Source organism: Shimia sp. W99, assembly GCF_053851455.3.
The window spans coordinates 3,504,018-3,518,913 of the sequence record NZ_JBSQBU020000001.1; the positions used below are offsets into that span (position 1 = coordinate 3,504,018).

The 14,896-nt window shown below is 59.8% G+C and carries 13 protein-coding genes, 1 tRNA gene and 1 pseudogene; 8 read left to right on the forward strand and 7 right to left on the reverse strand.

Features of this window, described 5'->3' with window-relative positions:
• Positions 1-23: 23 nt before the first annotated feature.
• On the reverse strand, positions 24-1,349 hold the full coding sequence (locus ACS3QZ_RS17010) for an aspartate aminotransferase family protein (protein WP_456038903.1): 1,326 nt from the start codon (positions 1,347-1,349) through the stop codon (positions 24-26).
• Positions 1,346-2,104, reverse strand: coding sequence for a beta-keto acid cleavage family enzyme (locus tag ACS3QZ_RS17015; protein ID WP_456038904.1), 759 nt, complete (start codon positions 2,102-2,104; stop codon positions 1,346-1,348). Before ACS3QZ_RS17015 ends, ACS3QZ_RS17010 begins: the two co-directional genes overlap by 4 nt.
• A gap of 57 nt (positions 2,105-2,161) precedes the next feature.
• Here ACS3QZ_RS17015 and ACS3QZ_RS17020 point away from each other — a divergent pair, with 57 nt between their 5' ends.
• The 6 genes from ACS3QZ_RS17020 to ACS3QZ_RS17045 all read left to right on the forward strand — a co-directional run bounded on the left by ACS3QZ_RS17020 (position 2,162) and on the right by ACS3QZ_RS17045 (position 7,665).
• Positions 2,162-2,311 carry a hypothetical protein gene (locus tag ACS3QZ_RS17020; RefSeq protein ID WP_456038905.1) on the forward strand — a complete coding sequence of 50 codons (150 nt, stop codon included), beginning with the start codon at positions 2,162-2,164 and terminating at the stop codon, positions 2,309-2,311.
• 43 nt (positions 2,312-2,354) lie between these two features.
• Positions 2,355-3,242 (forward strand): MurR/RpiR family transcriptional regulator, encoded by an 888-nt coding sequence (locus ACS3QZ_RS17025; protein ID WP_093096451.1) that lies wholly within the window; start codon positions 2,355-2,357, stop codon positions 3,240-3,242.
• Between the two features lie 96 nt (positions 3,243-3,338).
• The gene (locus ACS3QZ_RS17030) at positions 3,339-4,313 is read left to right on the forward strand and encodes a TAXI family TRAP transporter solute-binding subunit (RefSeq protein WP_456038906.1); all 975 of its coding nucleotides are present in this window, start codon (positions 3,339-3,341) and stop codon (positions 4,311-4,313) included.
• 119 nt (positions 4,314-4,432) lie between these two features.
• Positions 4,433-7,045, forward strand: a complete 2,613-nt coding sequence (locus ACS3QZ_RS17035) for a TRAP transporter permease (protein ID WP_456038907.1) — start codon at positions 4,433-4,435, stop codon at positions 7,043-7,045.
• The gene (locus ACS3QZ_RS17040) at positions 7,042-7,476 is read left to right on the forward strand and encodes a universal stress protein (RefSeq protein ID WP_456038908.1); all 435 of its coding nucleotides are present in this window, start codon (positions 7,042-7,044) and stop codon (positions 7,474-7,476) included. The genes ACS3QZ_RS17035 and ACS3QZ_RS17040 overlap by 4 nt, the downstream gene beginning before the upstream one ends.
• Positions 7,477-7,575: 99 nt before the next feature.
• Positions 7,576-7,665 (forward strand) — tRNA-Ser (locus ACS3QZ_RS17045).
• 273 nt (positions 7,666-7,938) lie between these two features.
• Here the strand turns inward: ACS3QZ_RS17045 and ACS3QZ_RS17050 are convergent.
• From ACS3QZ_RS17050 to istA, 3 genes are all read right to left on the reverse strand, one after another.
• Positions 7,939-8,328 (reverse strand): abortive infection family protein, encoded by a 390-nt coding sequence (locus ACS3QZ_RS17050; RefSeq protein WP_496975683.1) that lies wholly within the window; start codon positions 8,326-8,328, stop codon positions 7,939-7,941.
• 186 nt (positions 8,329-8,514) lie between these two features.
• On the reverse strand, positions 8,515-9,294 hold the full coding sequence (istB, locus tag ACS3QZ_RS17055; protein WP_456035995.1) for an IS21-like element helper ATPase IstB: 780 nt from the start codon (positions 9,292-9,294) through the stop codon (positions 8,515-8,517).
• Positions 9,284-10,813 (reverse strand): IS21 family transposase, encoded by a 1,530-nt coding sequence (istA, locus tag ACS3QZ_RS17060; protein ID WP_456035996.1) that lies wholly within the window; start codon positions 10,811-10,813, stop codon positions 9,284-9,286. Before istA ends, istB begins: the two co-directional genes overlap by 11 nt.
• Before the next feature lie 131 nt (positions 10,814-10,944).
• Here istA and ACS3QZ_RS17065 point away from each other — a divergent pair.
• Positions 10,945-11,502: pseudogene (locus tag ACS3QZ_RS17065) on the forward strand (IS6 family transposase); the annotation flags it as partial.
• 210 nt (positions 11,503-11,712) lie between these two features.
• Here ACS3QZ_RS17065 and speB read toward each other — a convergent pair.
• Positions 11,713-12,747, reverse strand: a complete 1,035-nt coding sequence (gene speB, locus ACS3QZ_RS17070) for an agmatinase (protein WP_456038910.1) — start codon at positions 12,745-12,747, stop codon at positions 11,713-11,715.
• Between the two features lie 109 nt (positions 12,748-12,856).
• On the opposite strand from speB, the gene ACS3QZ_RS17075 reads away from it, so the two are divergent.
• The gene (locus ACS3QZ_RS17075; RefSeq protein ID WP_456038911.1) at positions 12,857-13,771 is read left to right on the forward strand and encodes a LysR family transcriptional regulator; all 915 of its coding nucleotides are present in this window, start codon (positions 12,857-12,859) and stop codon (positions 13,769-13,771) included.
• Between the two features lie 42 nt (positions 13,772-13,813).
• On the opposite strand, the gene ACS3QZ_RS17080 is transcribed toward ACS3QZ_RS17075, so the two are convergent.
• A complete protein-coding gene (locus tag ACS3QZ_RS17080; RefSeq protein WP_456038912.1) occupies positions 13,814-14,752 on the reverse strand; it encodes a tripartite tricarboxylate transporter substrate binding protein in 939 nt (312 codons plus the stop codon).
• Positions 14,753-14,896: the final 144 nt, after the last annotated feature.

Consider the following 14,896-nt stretch of genomic DNA (forward strand, 5'->3'; position numbering starts at 1 on the left):
GGGCTGGCGATGGCGCTCTTGCGTCAGGCCGGAATGACTTCCGCGACGGCGCGTTCGAGGCAGTCGAGCGCGCCGTCCAGCTCCGCTTCGGAGGCGATGAAGGGCGGGGCGAGCAAGACGTGATCGCCGTTTTTGCCATCACGGGTGCCGGGCATCGGGTAGCAGATCAGGCCGTTGGCAAAGGCTGCTTTCTTGAGCTTGCCAGCGAGCCCCAGGGACGGGTCGAAGGGGGTCTTGGTCTCGCGATCCGCGACAAATTCCACGCCCCAGAACAACCCGCGCCCGCGAATGTCGCCGATATGGGCGTGCTGACCAAAGCGGCGGCGCAGCTGGGTTTCGAGATACTGGCCGCGTGACTGCACCTGGGCAGGCAGGTCGTTGTCGAGCATTTCACGCAGCACGGCGAGACCGGCGGCGGCAGCGACGGGGTGGCCGAGATAGGTGTGGCCGTGCTGGAAGAACCCGGTGCCTGCGGCAATGGTGTCATAGATGCGCTTGGAGCAGAGCATGGCGCCGATGGGCTGGTAGCCCGCGCCCAAACCCTTGGCGATGCAGAGGATATCGGGGGCGATGCCCTCGGCGTCGCAGGCAAAGAGATGCCCGGTGCGCCCCATGCCGCACATGACCTCGTCCAAAATCAGCAGCACGCCGTATTTGTCGCAGATTTCGCGGATGCGGGTGTAATATCCTTCGACGGGCGGCACGGCACCGAGCGTGGCGCCGACCACGGGTTCGGCCATGAAGGCCATGACGGTGTCGGGGCCAAGGCGGAGGATTTCGTCTTCCAGCTCCTGCGCGACGCGCTGACCGTAATCAGCGAGCGATTCATCCGCGTTGCGCTCGGCATATTCGTAACAGGGCGCGATATGGGAGACATCGACCAGAAGCGGCGCGAATTGCTGGCGCCGCCATGCGTTGCCGCCTGCGGCCAGCGCGCCAAGCGTGTTGCCGTGGTAACTCTGGCGGCGCGCGATCAGGTGGCGGCGCTGGGGTTCGCCGTTCTCGATGTGGAATTGCCGGGCGAGCTTGATGGCGCTTTCCACGGCTTCGGAACCGCCGGAGACAAAGTAGACGCGGTCCAGATCACCGGGGGCGTTGGCGATGAGAAGATCGGCCAGCGCTTCGGCGGGTTCGGAGGTGAAGAAGCCGGTATGGGCAAAGGCGAGCTTGTCGAGTTGGTCCTTGATCGCCTGTGCAACACGTTGGTTGGAGTGGCCGAGACAGGATACCGCGGCGCCGCCGGAGCCGTCAAAGTAGCGCTTGCCGTTCTGGTCGATCACGAAACACCCGTCGCCGGTGGCGGCGGTGGGGTTGGCGGCGTGGCAGTGGCGGGGGAAGACGTGGCTCATGAGGACGCGCTTTCAAGAGAGTGAACGAGGGCCGCGACAGAGGCGGCGTTGTTGGCGTGGGGGGCGCCGTTGGCATCAACGAGGCTGTTTTCAAATCCGACGCGCAGGTTGCCGCCGTGTTTCGCGGCGTGGATCAGGCAGGCGTGTTCCTGCGGGCCGAAGGCGCAGAGCATCCAGTCGGGGGCATCGGGCAGGGCGGCAAGGAAGGGGGCAAGGTCGGAGGGGGCTGAGACCTGACCGGCGGAATAGCGGCCCAGCACGAAGAGCACGCTGGATTGATCCGGGTGGATGATGCCGCGCGCCTGCCAGTCCTTGAGCAAGGCAATGTCGTCGGTGTCATAAAGGATGTGCTGCACGTCGCAGCCCATGTCGGCGCAGGCGGCATAGACGCGCGGGGCGAGGTCCATATCGCGCGCGGTTTCGCGTACGGCGATCGAGGCCCAGCCGGGGCGGACCTGTTCGAGGCAGTCGAGTTGCTGTGCGACCGAATAGAGGCCCACGGCCTCGGTGGTGATTTGCAGGCGCATGTCGGGCACCGCGCGGGCCAGTTCATCCAGCGTCTCGCGGTAGCGGCCTGCGTCGAGCGAATGCGCACCGGAGGCGTCACGCACATGCAAATGCAATCCATGCGCACCCGCTGCGAAACAGGTGCGGGCGGTATCAACGATTTCGGGCAGGGTCACGGGCAGGGCCAGGTGATCAGCCTTGGTGCGCCGTGCGCCGTTGGGGGCGACCATGATGAAAGGGTCAGGCATCTGCGGGGTCTCGCTGGGCCCGGATCGGGCGTTGGAAATATTCTAAAGCGTTCCGCCATGAACCTGACTCACGGGTTTGTGGCGGAACGCTCACATCATAAAGGCGTCTTACCGCGCCTCGCCTTTCCCCTGTCTCAGGAAAAAGGCGAGACGCTTTCAAAAAAGAATGGCGGAAAATCAAAAACAGTCAACGGGAAGGAAAAATAACGTATGTTATTCATCCAGGGAGAAGCAAAGGCACCGATTCGGCATGGATCCGACACTGAAAAACAGAACGATTTCAGCGCTTAAAAAGATGTTGCCCGAGCTGTCTCCGCGCCTGCGCACGGTGGCCAAGTACATCGTCGACCACCCGTCGGACTTTGGGTTGGACCCGATCCGGGAGACGGCGCGCAAATGCGGCGTGAGCACCTACACCCTAGTTCGGATGGCCGAACGGACGGGGTTTGCCAGCTATGACGAGATGCGCGAACCGTTCCGGCACGCGCTGGTGTCGTCCACGACAGTGGTGGAACGGCCCGACTGGGTGGAAAGCCTGCATGAGAGCGGGCACCTTGGGCAGGTGCAGGCCGATGCCTCGATGAATGCCATGTCGATCGTGCAGCGTTCGCTGGAGCGGCAGGACCCGGCGCGCATGGCGCGGGTGGCACATATGCTTCTGGAGGCCGACAACGTCTATCTGACGGCGGTGCGGGCGAGCTATGCGATGGCGTATTATTTCCACTATGTCGGGCGTATGGCGTTGCCGTCATTGCAATTAATTCCGCGCCACATGAACAGCGCGATTGACGAACTGAACTATGCCGGGCCCGGGGACGTGATGATCGCGATCAGCGTGACGCCTTATTCTCGCGAGACCATCGAAGCCTGCAAATTCGCCCTCGCACGTGGGGTGCGGCTGGTGATGGTTTCGGATAGCGACGTGATCAGTTCCGAGTTCTCGGCGCATGAAACGCTGGTGGCTTCGGTGGTTTCATCCCATCATTTCGGCTGTTTTGCCGGGCTGATGGCGGTTCTGGAAACGCTGCTGGCGCTGTTGGTGGATCTGGGGGGCGATGCGGCGCGGGCGCGAATCAAGTCTTACGAAGATCTGCGCAAGGACAACAACGCGTACTGGATCGCTCAAAAAAAACATTAGTTTTTGGGTGACATGGGAAATAACTTTGGCCAGCTTAGGGTCTACAAAAATGGGCGCGTGTAATGCGTCTGCTATTTCAGTTGGGAGAAAACAGATATGAATATGAAAACAAAGATTTGCGGCGTTGCGGCTGCGATCAGCATGACCGTTGGCGGTGCCGCCATCGCCGCAGACCAGCAATTCGTCACCATCGGCACCGGCGGCGTGACCGGCGTGTATTACCCGACCGGTGGCGCAATCTGCCGTCTGGTGAACAAGGGCCGCAAGGAACACGGCATCCGCTGTTCGGTCGAATCCACCGGTGGGTCGGTCTACAACATCAACACCATCCGCGAAGGCGAGCTGGAGTTCGGTGTGGCGCAGTCGGACTGGCAGTACCACGCCTATAACGGCACCTCGAAATTCGCTGATGCGGGCAAGTTCGAAAAGCTGCGTGCGGTGTTCTCGGTGCATCCAGAGCCCTTTACCGTGGTGGCGCGCGCCGACAGCGGCATCAAGACCTTTGACGACCTCAAGGGCAAGCGCGTGAATATCGGCAACCCCGGCTCCGGTCAGCGCGGCACGATGGAAGTTCTGCTGGAGGCCAAGGGCTGGACCACGGGCGATTTCGCGCTGGCAACCGAGCTGAAAGCGGCGGAACAGTCGGCAGCGCTGTGCGACAACCAGATCGACGCGATGGTCTATACCGTCGGCCACCCGTCGGGGTCGATCCAGGAAGCCACCACCGCCTGTGACTCGGTTCTCGTGACCGTGGATGGTGCGGCCGTTGAAAAGCTGATCGCGGACAACTCGTTCTATCGGTCTGCCACGATTCCGGGCGGCATGTATCGCGGGTCGGACGCGGACACGATGACCTTTGGTGTGGGCGCGACCTTTGTCACCTCGGCGGATGTGAGCGAAGATGCGGTTTACGCGGTGGTGAAGTCGGTGTTCGAAAACTTTGACGACTTCAAGAAGCTGCACCCGGCCTTTGCCGTCCTGAAGCCGGAAGACATGATCTCGGCTGGTCTGTCGGCGCCGCTGCATGATGGCGCGGCCAAATACTACAAGGAAAAAGGCTGGATGGAATAAGCCCGTCCGCTTGACCAAGATACCAAAAGGGGCGGGATGCCGCCCCTTTTACCAATAATGAGCGCGCCCCAAGATGCGCGCCTTTTCTGCAAAAAGCAGATTTTCAGGGAGAGATTGCCATGGCCGAGAATGACAGCGGCAACCGCGCGTTGAGCGAGGAAGAACTTCAGGATCTGGTGGCTTCGACCGACTCGGGTGCGCGAAATCCGGCAGGGCCAGTGGGCCAGATGCTGGCGATTGTGGCTGTGGTCTGGTCTCTGTTCCAGGTTGTGCTGGCCTCGCCGGTTTCGAATTATGTGTTGCCCGGCGACCTGATCAACAACAGCCGCCAGATTCACCTGGCCTTTGCGATCTTCCTGGCTTTCATGGCTTATCCGGCGTTCCGGTCATCCCCGCGGACCTATATTCCCATCGCGGATTGGATCATGGCCCTGTTGGGGGCCGCAATCGCGATGTACGGGTTCATTTTCTATGACAAGATCGTCAATGCGGGCGGCCTTGCGGATGATATGGACAAGTGGTTTGCGCTGGTTGGCCTGCTGTTGCTGTTCGAAGGTGCGCGCCGCGCGCTGGGGCCGGCGATGGCGATCATCGCCACGATTTTCCTTGTTTACGTGTTCTTTGGCTCGTCCGAATGGGTGCCAGAAGTGATCCGCTGGAAAGGCGCGTCGCTGAAGAAAGCGATGAGCCATATGTGGATCACGTCCGAAGGTGTGTTCGGCATTGCGCTGGGTGTGTCGACCAAGTTCGTGTTCCTGTTCGTGCTGTTTGGCGCCCTGCTCGAAAAGGCGGGGGCCGGGAATTATTTCATCAAGATGGCGTTTGGCGCGCTGGGGCATCTGCGCGGTGGTCCGGCCAAGGCCGCGGTTGTGGGCTCGGCAGCGACCGGCCTGATCTCAGGCTCGTCGATTGCCAATGTCGTGACCACGGGCACCTTCACCATTCCGCTGATGAAGCGGGTTGGGTTCAGTGCCGAAAAGGGCGGCGCTGTGGAAGTGGCGTCTTCGGTCAACGGTCAGATCATGCCGCCGGTGATGGGGGCTGCGGCCTTTCTCATGGTGGAATATGTCGGCATCTCCTATGTCGAGGTGATCACCCACGCCTTCCTGCCAGCCGCAATTTCCTATGTCGCGCTGGTCTATATCGTTCACCTTGAAGCGGTGAAGAACAACATGCCGACGCTGGGCGACCGGGTGGTGAGCCTTGGCAAGACCATTGGCGGCATGGCGGTGTTTTTCGCAGGTTTCGCGGCGCTGTGTTACGGGGTGCAATACCCGGTGCGCTGGATCACGTCCGTGTTGCCCTCATCGGGGCTGGTGCTGTCGGCACTGATCGTTCTGGTCTATGTGCTGCTGTTGTGGCTGGCGTCCAAGGCGCCGGATCTTGAGCCGGATGACCCCAATGCGGAACATGTGGAACTGCCCGTGGTGGGCGAGATCTACAAGACCGGTCTCTATTTCCTGCTGCCGATCATCGTGCTGGTCTATTTCCTGATGATCGAACAGAAATCGCCGGGGCTTTCGGCGTTCTGGGCGACGATGCTGCTCTTTGTGATCCTGCTCACGCAGCGCCCGCTAAAGGCGATGTTCCGAGGCGAGAGCGCCTTTGGCAATGCGTTCCGTGATGGTGTCGCGGACCTTTGGCAGGGGTTGATTGACGGCGCGCGCAACATGATCGGGATTGGCCTTGCCACGGCGACGGCGGGTGTGATCGTGGGCACGGTGACGCTGACCGGGGTGGGGCAGGTGATGGCCGATCTTGTCGAGTTCCTGTCAGGCGGCAACCTGATCCTGATGCTGGTTATGGTGGGCTTGCTGTCTCTCGTTCTGGGGATGGGGCTGCCGACGACGGCGAACTATATCGTGGTCAGCTCGCTGATGGCGGGTGTGGTTGTCGAACTGGGTGCGCAATCGGGGCTGATCGTGCCGCTGATCGCGGTGCACCTCTTCGTTTTCTACTTTGGCATCATGGCAGATGTGACGCCGCCCGTGGGCCTGGCAAGCTTTGCCGCCGCCGCCGTGTCGGGTGGGGATGCGATCCGCACCGGGTTCACGGCGTTCTTCTACAGCTTGCGCACCGTGGCCCTGCCTTTCGTGTTCATCTTCAACACCGATCTGTTGCTGATCGACGTTGGATGGGTGCAGGGCATATTGGTCGCGGTGGTGGCGACAATCGCGATCCTTGTGTTCACGGCAGGGACCATGGGCTATTTCCTCACCAAGAGCCGCATCTATGAAAGCCTGATTCTGGTCATGGTGGCCTTTGCCCTGTTCCGCCCGGATTACCTGATCAACCGCATCCAGCCGCCCTTCGAGATGATCGAACCGGCGGGGCTTGAGAGCGCGTTGGACGCGGCCAAGGACGGATCGGAGCTGCGGGTGATCGTTGCGGGGCCGGATTTCGACACGGGTGACATGAAAGAGACCACGCTGGTGCTTCAGGTCAGCGGTGACGGCTCGGGCAGCGAACGGCTGGATAGCTTTGGCCTGATGCTGCTGGAAGAGGACGGGGTTGTGAAGCTGGATGAGCCGATGTTCGGCACGCCCTTTGCCGACACCATGCAGGGGTTCGATTTCTACGCTGACGACCCGGTGGTGATTGCCTCGGTCAAGGCGCCGGCGGACCAGTTGCCAAAGGAAATCATGTATATTCCAGCGCTGCTGCTCCTTGGGCTGGTGGCCCTCGCGCAGCGGCGGCGTCAACGTAATGAACCAACGGGAGAAATGGCATGACCAATCATGTGCTCTGCGCCATCGACCTGACGCATAAACGTGACGCGGAAGAAAAGCTGCTGCTCAAGGCCGCCGACCTTGCCAAGCATTACGGGGCGACCCTGAGTGTTGTCACCGTGGTGCCGGATTACGGGATGTCGATCGTCGGATCCTATTTCAAGGACGGCACACTCGAAAAGGCGGTGGCGGCGGCGAATGACGAATTGCACAAGTTCGTGGCCGAGACCCTGCCGGATTTCGGGCATGTGCAGCATATCGTCGAGGTCGGCACGGCCTACGAGATGATCCTTGACGCGATCAAGCGCTCCAAGGCGGACCTTGTGGTGATGGGCGCGCACAAGCCGGACCTGATGGACCGGCTTCAGGGACCGAACTCGGCCCGCGTGGCCCGCCATGCACCCTGTTCGGTGCTGGTGGTGCGGCAGGATTGAAGCGGACGGCGCGGGGATGTCCCGCGTCGCCAAATTTCCTGATTTTCCATTGAAAATGGGCCTTGTGCTTCTGCGGCTTGCAAGGATATACGGGTCAGCGGAGACGTGGCCGAGTGGTCGAAGGCGCTCCCCTGCTAAGGGAGTAAACGGGAAACCGTTTCGAGGGTTCGAATCCCTTCGTCTCCGCCACTTTCATGTATGTTGTTGAATTTGTTGTATTTTCATAGGCCGAAAGGCCTGCGCGGAATTTTTCTCACAGGGAGAAATTCCTGAGTATTGTCGCAAATTTGGGTAAATTTCCTAAATTTGGCGAAATTCGCAAGTGAAGACCGGCGAAAACCGTGCAAAATCCGTGCAGAAAGCAAGGTTGAGCAGGCTAGCTTTTTCTCTTTTTTCAGGAAGTTGTGCATCTGTTGGGCGTGGACCCGCGTTTCGTTGTTCCCAAGTTGCACCAACGCTCGACTATTGGTCCTCAAATAGGTCCGCGTCTAAGGCTTTGAAGAATCTCAAGATGGCAGTGACGCTGTCGAAGATAAAACGCGCTTCATCCATGTTGACCAAATCTTCATTGTCGTGCGCTAAGGATTTGTCATTTCTTATCGGATTGAATGCCTCAAATACACTGATTGAGCTTCTGATGATCCGGTCCGACATGGGGGTCAGCTGATCGTTCCCGGCTAGTATCTTGACATACTTTCCCACTCTAGCGTGAAGTGCATCATTGTTGCCGACTGTCTCTCCGGAACGCTTAAAAACGAGCGATCCAAAACGTTTCATACAATATGTATGCAGCCGATCTAGACCCGCTTGAGGTCGCTTGGCTTCGAGGTCTCGCCTGATTGAAGCAACCAACTCCTCCAGCGTCTCGTTGGGTTCGAAAATTTCAATTTCAGTCGTGTCAATCGCGGTATTGTCGCCTTCGAAGCGTCCTACGACGGAAAAGTATGCCTTCTTGTGTTGATTTCCGCTGAGAAGTGACCCGGTATTTTCACCGAGAACTGACCCACCTTCGTTTATGTCTCAGCGGTCATGTTGTGGTCAATGCGGGTGTCTCCTTTCTCTTTTTTTTGCGGCTTCTGAGCTGGCTTTGTAGCGGTAGCTGTCGTTGCCGGTTTCCAGGATGTGGCAGCGGTGTGTGAGCCTGTCGAGAAGCGCTGTGGTCATTTTTGCGTCGCCGAAGACCTGGGCCCACTCTGAGAAGCTGAGGTTGGTGGTGATGACCACACTGGTGCGTTCGTAGAGTTTGCTGAGGAGGTGGAACAACAGCGCGCCGCCGGATGAACTGAACGGCAGATAGCCGAGTTCGTCGAGGATGACCAAGTCGATCTTGGTCAGCATCTCGGCCAGTTTGCCGGCCTTTCCGAGCGCCTTTTCCTGCTCCAGGGAGTTGACGAGTTCCACCGTCGAGTAGAAGCGCACCTTGCATCTGTGATGCTCGATGGCCTGGACGCCGAGAGCTGTGGCGATGTGGCTTTTGCCCGTGCCGGGGCCACCGATCAGGACGACGTTTTCCGCGTTCTCCATGAACTCGCCACGGTGCAACTGCCGAACGCTGGCCTCGTTGATCTCGCTGGACTTGAAGTCAAAGCCTGCGAGGTCCTTGTAGGACGGGAAGCGCGCCACCTTAGTTTGGTAGGCAATGGACCGGACTTCCCGTTCGGCCATTTCCGCCTTGAGAAGTTGGGACAACATTGGCGTTGCCGCTTCGAACGCCGGTGCGCCCTGGGCAACGAGATCGTCAACGGCTTGCGCCATGTCATGCAACTTCAGGCTGCGGAGCATGATCACGACCGAAGCGCCTGCAGGATCATGACGCATGGCGCTTCTCCCCGGCCTGTCTCAGATCATCATAGCGATCGACATTGGCCTTTGGCGCTGTGTCCAGGGCCAGAGCCTCTGGCGGATCGACCTCTGGCAAGTCTGTCTGCTTCTTATCGATTGGCCTGTGAAGCAGGTTCAGGACATGCGTCTTGGTGGGCACGCCTGCTTCCAGCGCGAGTTCTACAGCACACAGAACGGCGTCTTCGTCATGGTGCAGAACCAGGGATAAGATATCGACCATCTCGCGGTCACCGCCCTCCTTGCGCAACATATGATCCTGCAGACGGCGGAAGGCGTCCGGCATCTCGACGAACGGCGCACCATTGCGCAGGGCGCCGGGTTTGCGTTGGATAACAGCAAGATAATGACGCCAATCATAGATCACCCTGCCTGGTTTGTGGTGAGATCGCTCGATGATGCGGTCATGGGCGCAAACGGTATGGCCTTCGGCCACCACAACCAGCCGATCCGGATAGACATGCAGGCTGACGCGGCGGTTCGCAAAGCTGGCCGGGACGCTGTAGCGATTGCGTTCGAAGGTGATCAGGCAGGTGGGCGACACCCGCTTGCTGTGCTCCACAAACCCATCGAAGGCCGGGGGCAGTACCATGAGCGTGGGCTTCTCGGCTTCCCAGACATCGGCGATAGAACCAGGCAAAGCCTTGTGTGGTGTCTCTGCCCATAAGGCGATGCAACGATCCTCAAGCCATTGGTTCAGCTCATTCAGATCGCCGAAGACAGGCATGACCTGCCATAGGCGATTCCGAGCGTCCTGAACGTTCTTCTCCACCTGTCCCTTCTCCCAACCGGCTGCCGGGTTGCAGAACTCAGGCTCAAACACATAGTGGCTGGCCATGGCCTTGAAACGTGCGTTGATATCGCGCTGCTTGCCTTTGCCAACACGATCTACGGCCGTCTTCATGTTGTCGTAGATCCCGCGACCGGGCACGCCGCCGAAGACGCGGAACGCGTGCCAGTGGGCGTCGAATAGCATCTCATGTGTTTGCAGCGGGTAGGCCCGCACCAGGAACGCCCGGCTGTGTGACAACTTGATATGGGCGACCTGCAGCTTGACCCGCTCGCCACCGATATTGGCCCAGTCTTCGCTCCAGTCGAACTGGAATGCCTCGCCGGGTTGAAACACCAAGGGCACAAAGGTTCCGCGCCCGGTCGTTTGTTCCGCTCGATGCCGATCGGCACGCCAAGCTCGGGCAAAGGCCGCCACGCGACCGTACGACCCATCATAGCCAAGCTTGACCAAGTCAGCATGCATTTGCTTCACGGTTCGACGTTCCTTGCGTGGCTTCCGCGTCTGCGCCAGCAACCAGGCCGACAACCGATCCGCATACGGATCCAACTTGCTTGGACGAGATGGCGTCTTGAACTTCGGCTCAACCGCGCCCTCGCGTAGGTACTTTCTGATGGTGTTGCGAGACAGGCCGGTGCGCCTTGAAATCTCGCGGATTGGCATTTTGTCACGCAATGCCCAGCGTCGGATAACACTCAAAAATCCCATGTCGATCACTCCAAATCTCCCCGACCGAATCCGTCAGGGCAACGTGTTCACATGGGTCAATTCTCAGTGGAAACTTAGGGGGCTACCGGGTCACTTCTCAGCGGAAATCAACACCATATCAAAACAGGGCCCGAATCTGGTGGCCGCGTATCGGCCCGATCTTCACCTCGGAGGTCCGCAAGCAACGCGCCGATCTGCGTCGGCCCTAGCCGCAATGGCGTTGGCATCTGGACGAACTGTTCGCGAAGATCAACGGTGAGCGGCACTACCTTTCGCGCGCGGTCGATCATGAGGGCGAGGTCCCCGAAAGCTTCGTGACAAAGACGCGGTATGAGAAAGCGGCCTTGAAATTCCTCAGAAAAACAATGAAACGTCACGGCCTGGCCGATGTCTTTGTGACTGAATGTCTGCGGTCTTACGGTGCGGCGATGAAGGGCGTCGGAGCTGCAGGCCGCCAGGAAAACGGCCCTTGGCTGAACAATCGGGCTGAGAATTCGCACCTTCCGTTTCGACGACGCGAGCGGGCGATGCTGCGCTTTCGGTGGATGCGAAGTCCACAAATGTTTGCATCTGTCCACGCCTCAGTTTTCAACCATTTCAATTCGGAGCGCAGCCTTTCCTCACGAACCAAATTCAAGAAGAACCGCACCGCTGCTCTCTCGGAGTGGCGCAATCTCCGCGCAGCATAAAGGACAGCTATACTGCCCTTGTGGAGACTGGTTCGAGTTGGTCTGACACCTCCGCCTCCATACATTGTTTTTCGTGGTTAAGGCGCGCACCACGCATGGCTCATGCGTGGTTGGTGTCGTGTCTTTTTTGATGTGTTTTTCAGATCGGATCGCCCGCTTGAATGCAGATGCGCAAATTGTCTCCCGGCGAGGTGCGGAGTGGGGGCGTCGCTAGCGCCTTCCGGCGACCGACACGGACAGGACACAGAGAAGTTCCCAAAGCATCGTGGCGGCGACAAGTGCGGTATTGCCGGATTGATCGAAGGGGGGAGACACCTCGACAACGTCGCCGCCAATCAAGTTGAGCCCGTGAAGCCCGCGGATCAGGGACTGGACTTCGCGCGGGGTAAGGCCGCCGGTTTCGGGGGTGCCGGTACCGGGGGTGAAGGCCGGGTCGATGCTGTCGACGTCGAAGCTCACATATGTCGGGCCGTCCCCGACAATGGACCGGGCTTCGCGCAGCACCGCGTCGAGGCCCATCTCGTAGAACTCCTCGATATGGATCACCCGCATGCCGCTGTCATAGGAGAAATCCCAATGCGGTTCGGCGCGGCCGCGAATGCCGATCTGGACAACGCGTTCCGGGGCGAGAACACCGGCAAGGGCGGCATTGCGGAACGGGCCGCCATGATGGAAGCGGGAACCGTTGAACGGGCCGCCGGTATCGGCATGGGCGTCGATATGGATCATGCCCACGGGCGCGTCCCGGCCCACGGCCTTGAGGATCGGATAGCTGATCGAGTGATCCCCGCCCACCGAGAGCGGCACGACCCCGGCATCCACGACGCCGTGATAGAAATCCTCGATATCCTGCGTCGCCTGATCGAGATTGTAGGTGTTCGGGATTGGCACGTCGCCACAATCGGCATAGCGGGCAATCGCGGCGGGGATCGTGCCGCTGACGTGGTGCTTGGGACCTGCGGCCAGAACCGACATCTCGCGCACCTGCGCCGGGCCGAAGCGGGTTCCCGGACGGTTGGTCACGGCCAGATCGAACGGCACCCCCAGAAGCGCGATATCAAGCCCTTCGAAGCCTTCCTGCATCGGGGCGCGCAGGAAGGAGGAAAATCCGGCATAGGGCGCCACATGTTCGCGCTTGTCACCGCCATGGGCGCCGCCGCCATCCAGAAAAGCCTGCAATTCCCGGTCGTTGAGATCGGTTTTCTCGGCAAGGGCGCGAAGTTGGTCGAGTTTGGTCTGGGGCATCAGGGTCTCTCGTCTGTCGGTGTGGGGACGGTGAGAGCATTTTGTCTGGTGAAATAGATCAAATAAATCCAAAATGATGAAAGTTTACTTTTGAAAAAAGAGATCTAAAATGCTCAGCCTGCATGAAAACTCGATCCGCAAGCTACGCATCTTTGTCACCGTCGCGGATTGCGGCGGGTTCTCGGCAGCGCAGAACGTCTTGGGGGCGTCGGCTGCCACCATCAGTATCCAGATGAAGGAACTCGAAGAGCAACTGGGCATGACGCTTTGTCATCGCGGGCGATCGGGGTTTCGGATGACCGAGCAGGGGCGGGCGGTGTATGACGCGGCGCAGAACGTGTTGGGCGCGTTCAGCAACTTCAACCTGGCCACGGCGGAAATACAGAACCGGCTGGTCGGAGAGGTGAAGATCGGCATGCAGGCGAACATGGCCACCAACCCGGCCTTGAAGTTGTCCGAAGCAATCCGGCAGTTTCAAACCCGGGAAAACGAGGTTGTTTTCCGGCTTGAGGAAACCCGGTCTGCGGATCAGCAAAGCCGCACGCTGGAGGGGCGCTATGATCTGAGTATCGGGCTTTATCCCAACCGGATTTCCGGGCTGGATTACACTGAGCTCTTTTCCGAGACGGTCGCGCTCTATTGTGCCTCCGAGCATCCGCTGGCGGGCATGGAGGATCCGTCCGAGATCGAAAGGCAGCTTGGAAAATTCAAGCTGGTGTCATCGGGAACCGGGTTGGAACGCGCGATCAGCAAACCTGCGACCCTGCCGGAGCCAACGGCCTTTACCGAGGACATGGATGCGGCGATGCTTTTGATCCTGTCGGGGTGTTACCTTGGATTTCTGCCGACACATTTTGCCGAAACATGGCGACGCAGGGATATGGTGCGTGCAGTTATGCCCGAACGGTTCAGCACCGATATTCCGTTCCACCTCATCACCAGGCGCGGCGGGCGGGACAATAACGTTGTCGACGTTTTCATCGCCGATGTGTTGCGCGCGCATGGCAGGCCGCAAAAGGAATGACGCGGCGGGCAGATGCCACACCGCGCCATCAGGGAGGTCGGGTTACTCGGCCGTCAGCGCCTGGAAGGTCTTGATATCTTTTGCAATGAGGGCTTCGGCTTCGGCGCGGGGTTTCCAGTAGATCTGGGCGCCGTTCGAGGCGACGTAGTCCTTGGCGGCGTCGCTTGAGATCGCCTTGAGCGCAGCGGCCTCGAGTTTCTGGATGACGTCTTCGGGGGTGCCCTTGCGCACGAACAACCCGTTCCACAGGACAATGTCGAGTTCCGGGACAAGCTCAGCCACGGTTGGGGCGTCGGGGGTCAGGGATATGCGGTCGGACGTGACGGTGGCCAGCACTTTCAGGTCATCAAGGCAGGGCTGCACAAGGCCCGCAACCGAGTTCATCACGTCGACATCGCCGGATGCAAGCGTGTTGCAGTCGAGATTGTCGTAGGCTGCGTCCGAGCCGAATTCGAACCCGAATTTCTCGGCCAGACCAAAGGTGACGTGGGTTGGCACAAGACCCGCGCCGAAATGGCCAAGCGCGACGTCGTTATCCTGTGCATAGGCCGCCAGTTCTTCCATGGTTTCATACGGCGCGTCCTTGGCGGCCACGAGCAGGAAGGGGTAGGTCAGGAAGACGCCGACCGGGACAAACGGATCGGGGTCCAGTTCCTCGATCCCGATGGCCGGTCCGACGACGGGCACACCGATCACGAAGGACCCGACGGTGTATCCATCAGCCGGGGCCGCCGCGACCTCGATCGCGCCGGGAAACGGGCCACCGCCGCCGCCGGGCTTGTTCACCACAGCTGCAGGCGATCCGTACAAGGCCTGGAACTCGTCAGCGATCATGCGCGTCAGCACGTCTTCTTCCCCTCCCGGCGGCCAGGGAACAACGAAGGAAACAGGCTTTTCGGGGTACTCGGCGGCGACGGGTAATGTCATTGGCAGCAGCGACACCATCGCGATGGCGGTTGAGCGTAGGAACAGGTTGGTCATGGGGGCTCCCTGAGATTGCGAAGGCAAGGACATGCGACCGGTTCAAGGCCACGTTGGGGCGAGGGTGGCACGCATGATCAGGTTGAAAAATCTAAAAGGTAGAAAGTTTACTTTACCTTTTGTGAATGAAGCTCATCGGCGACC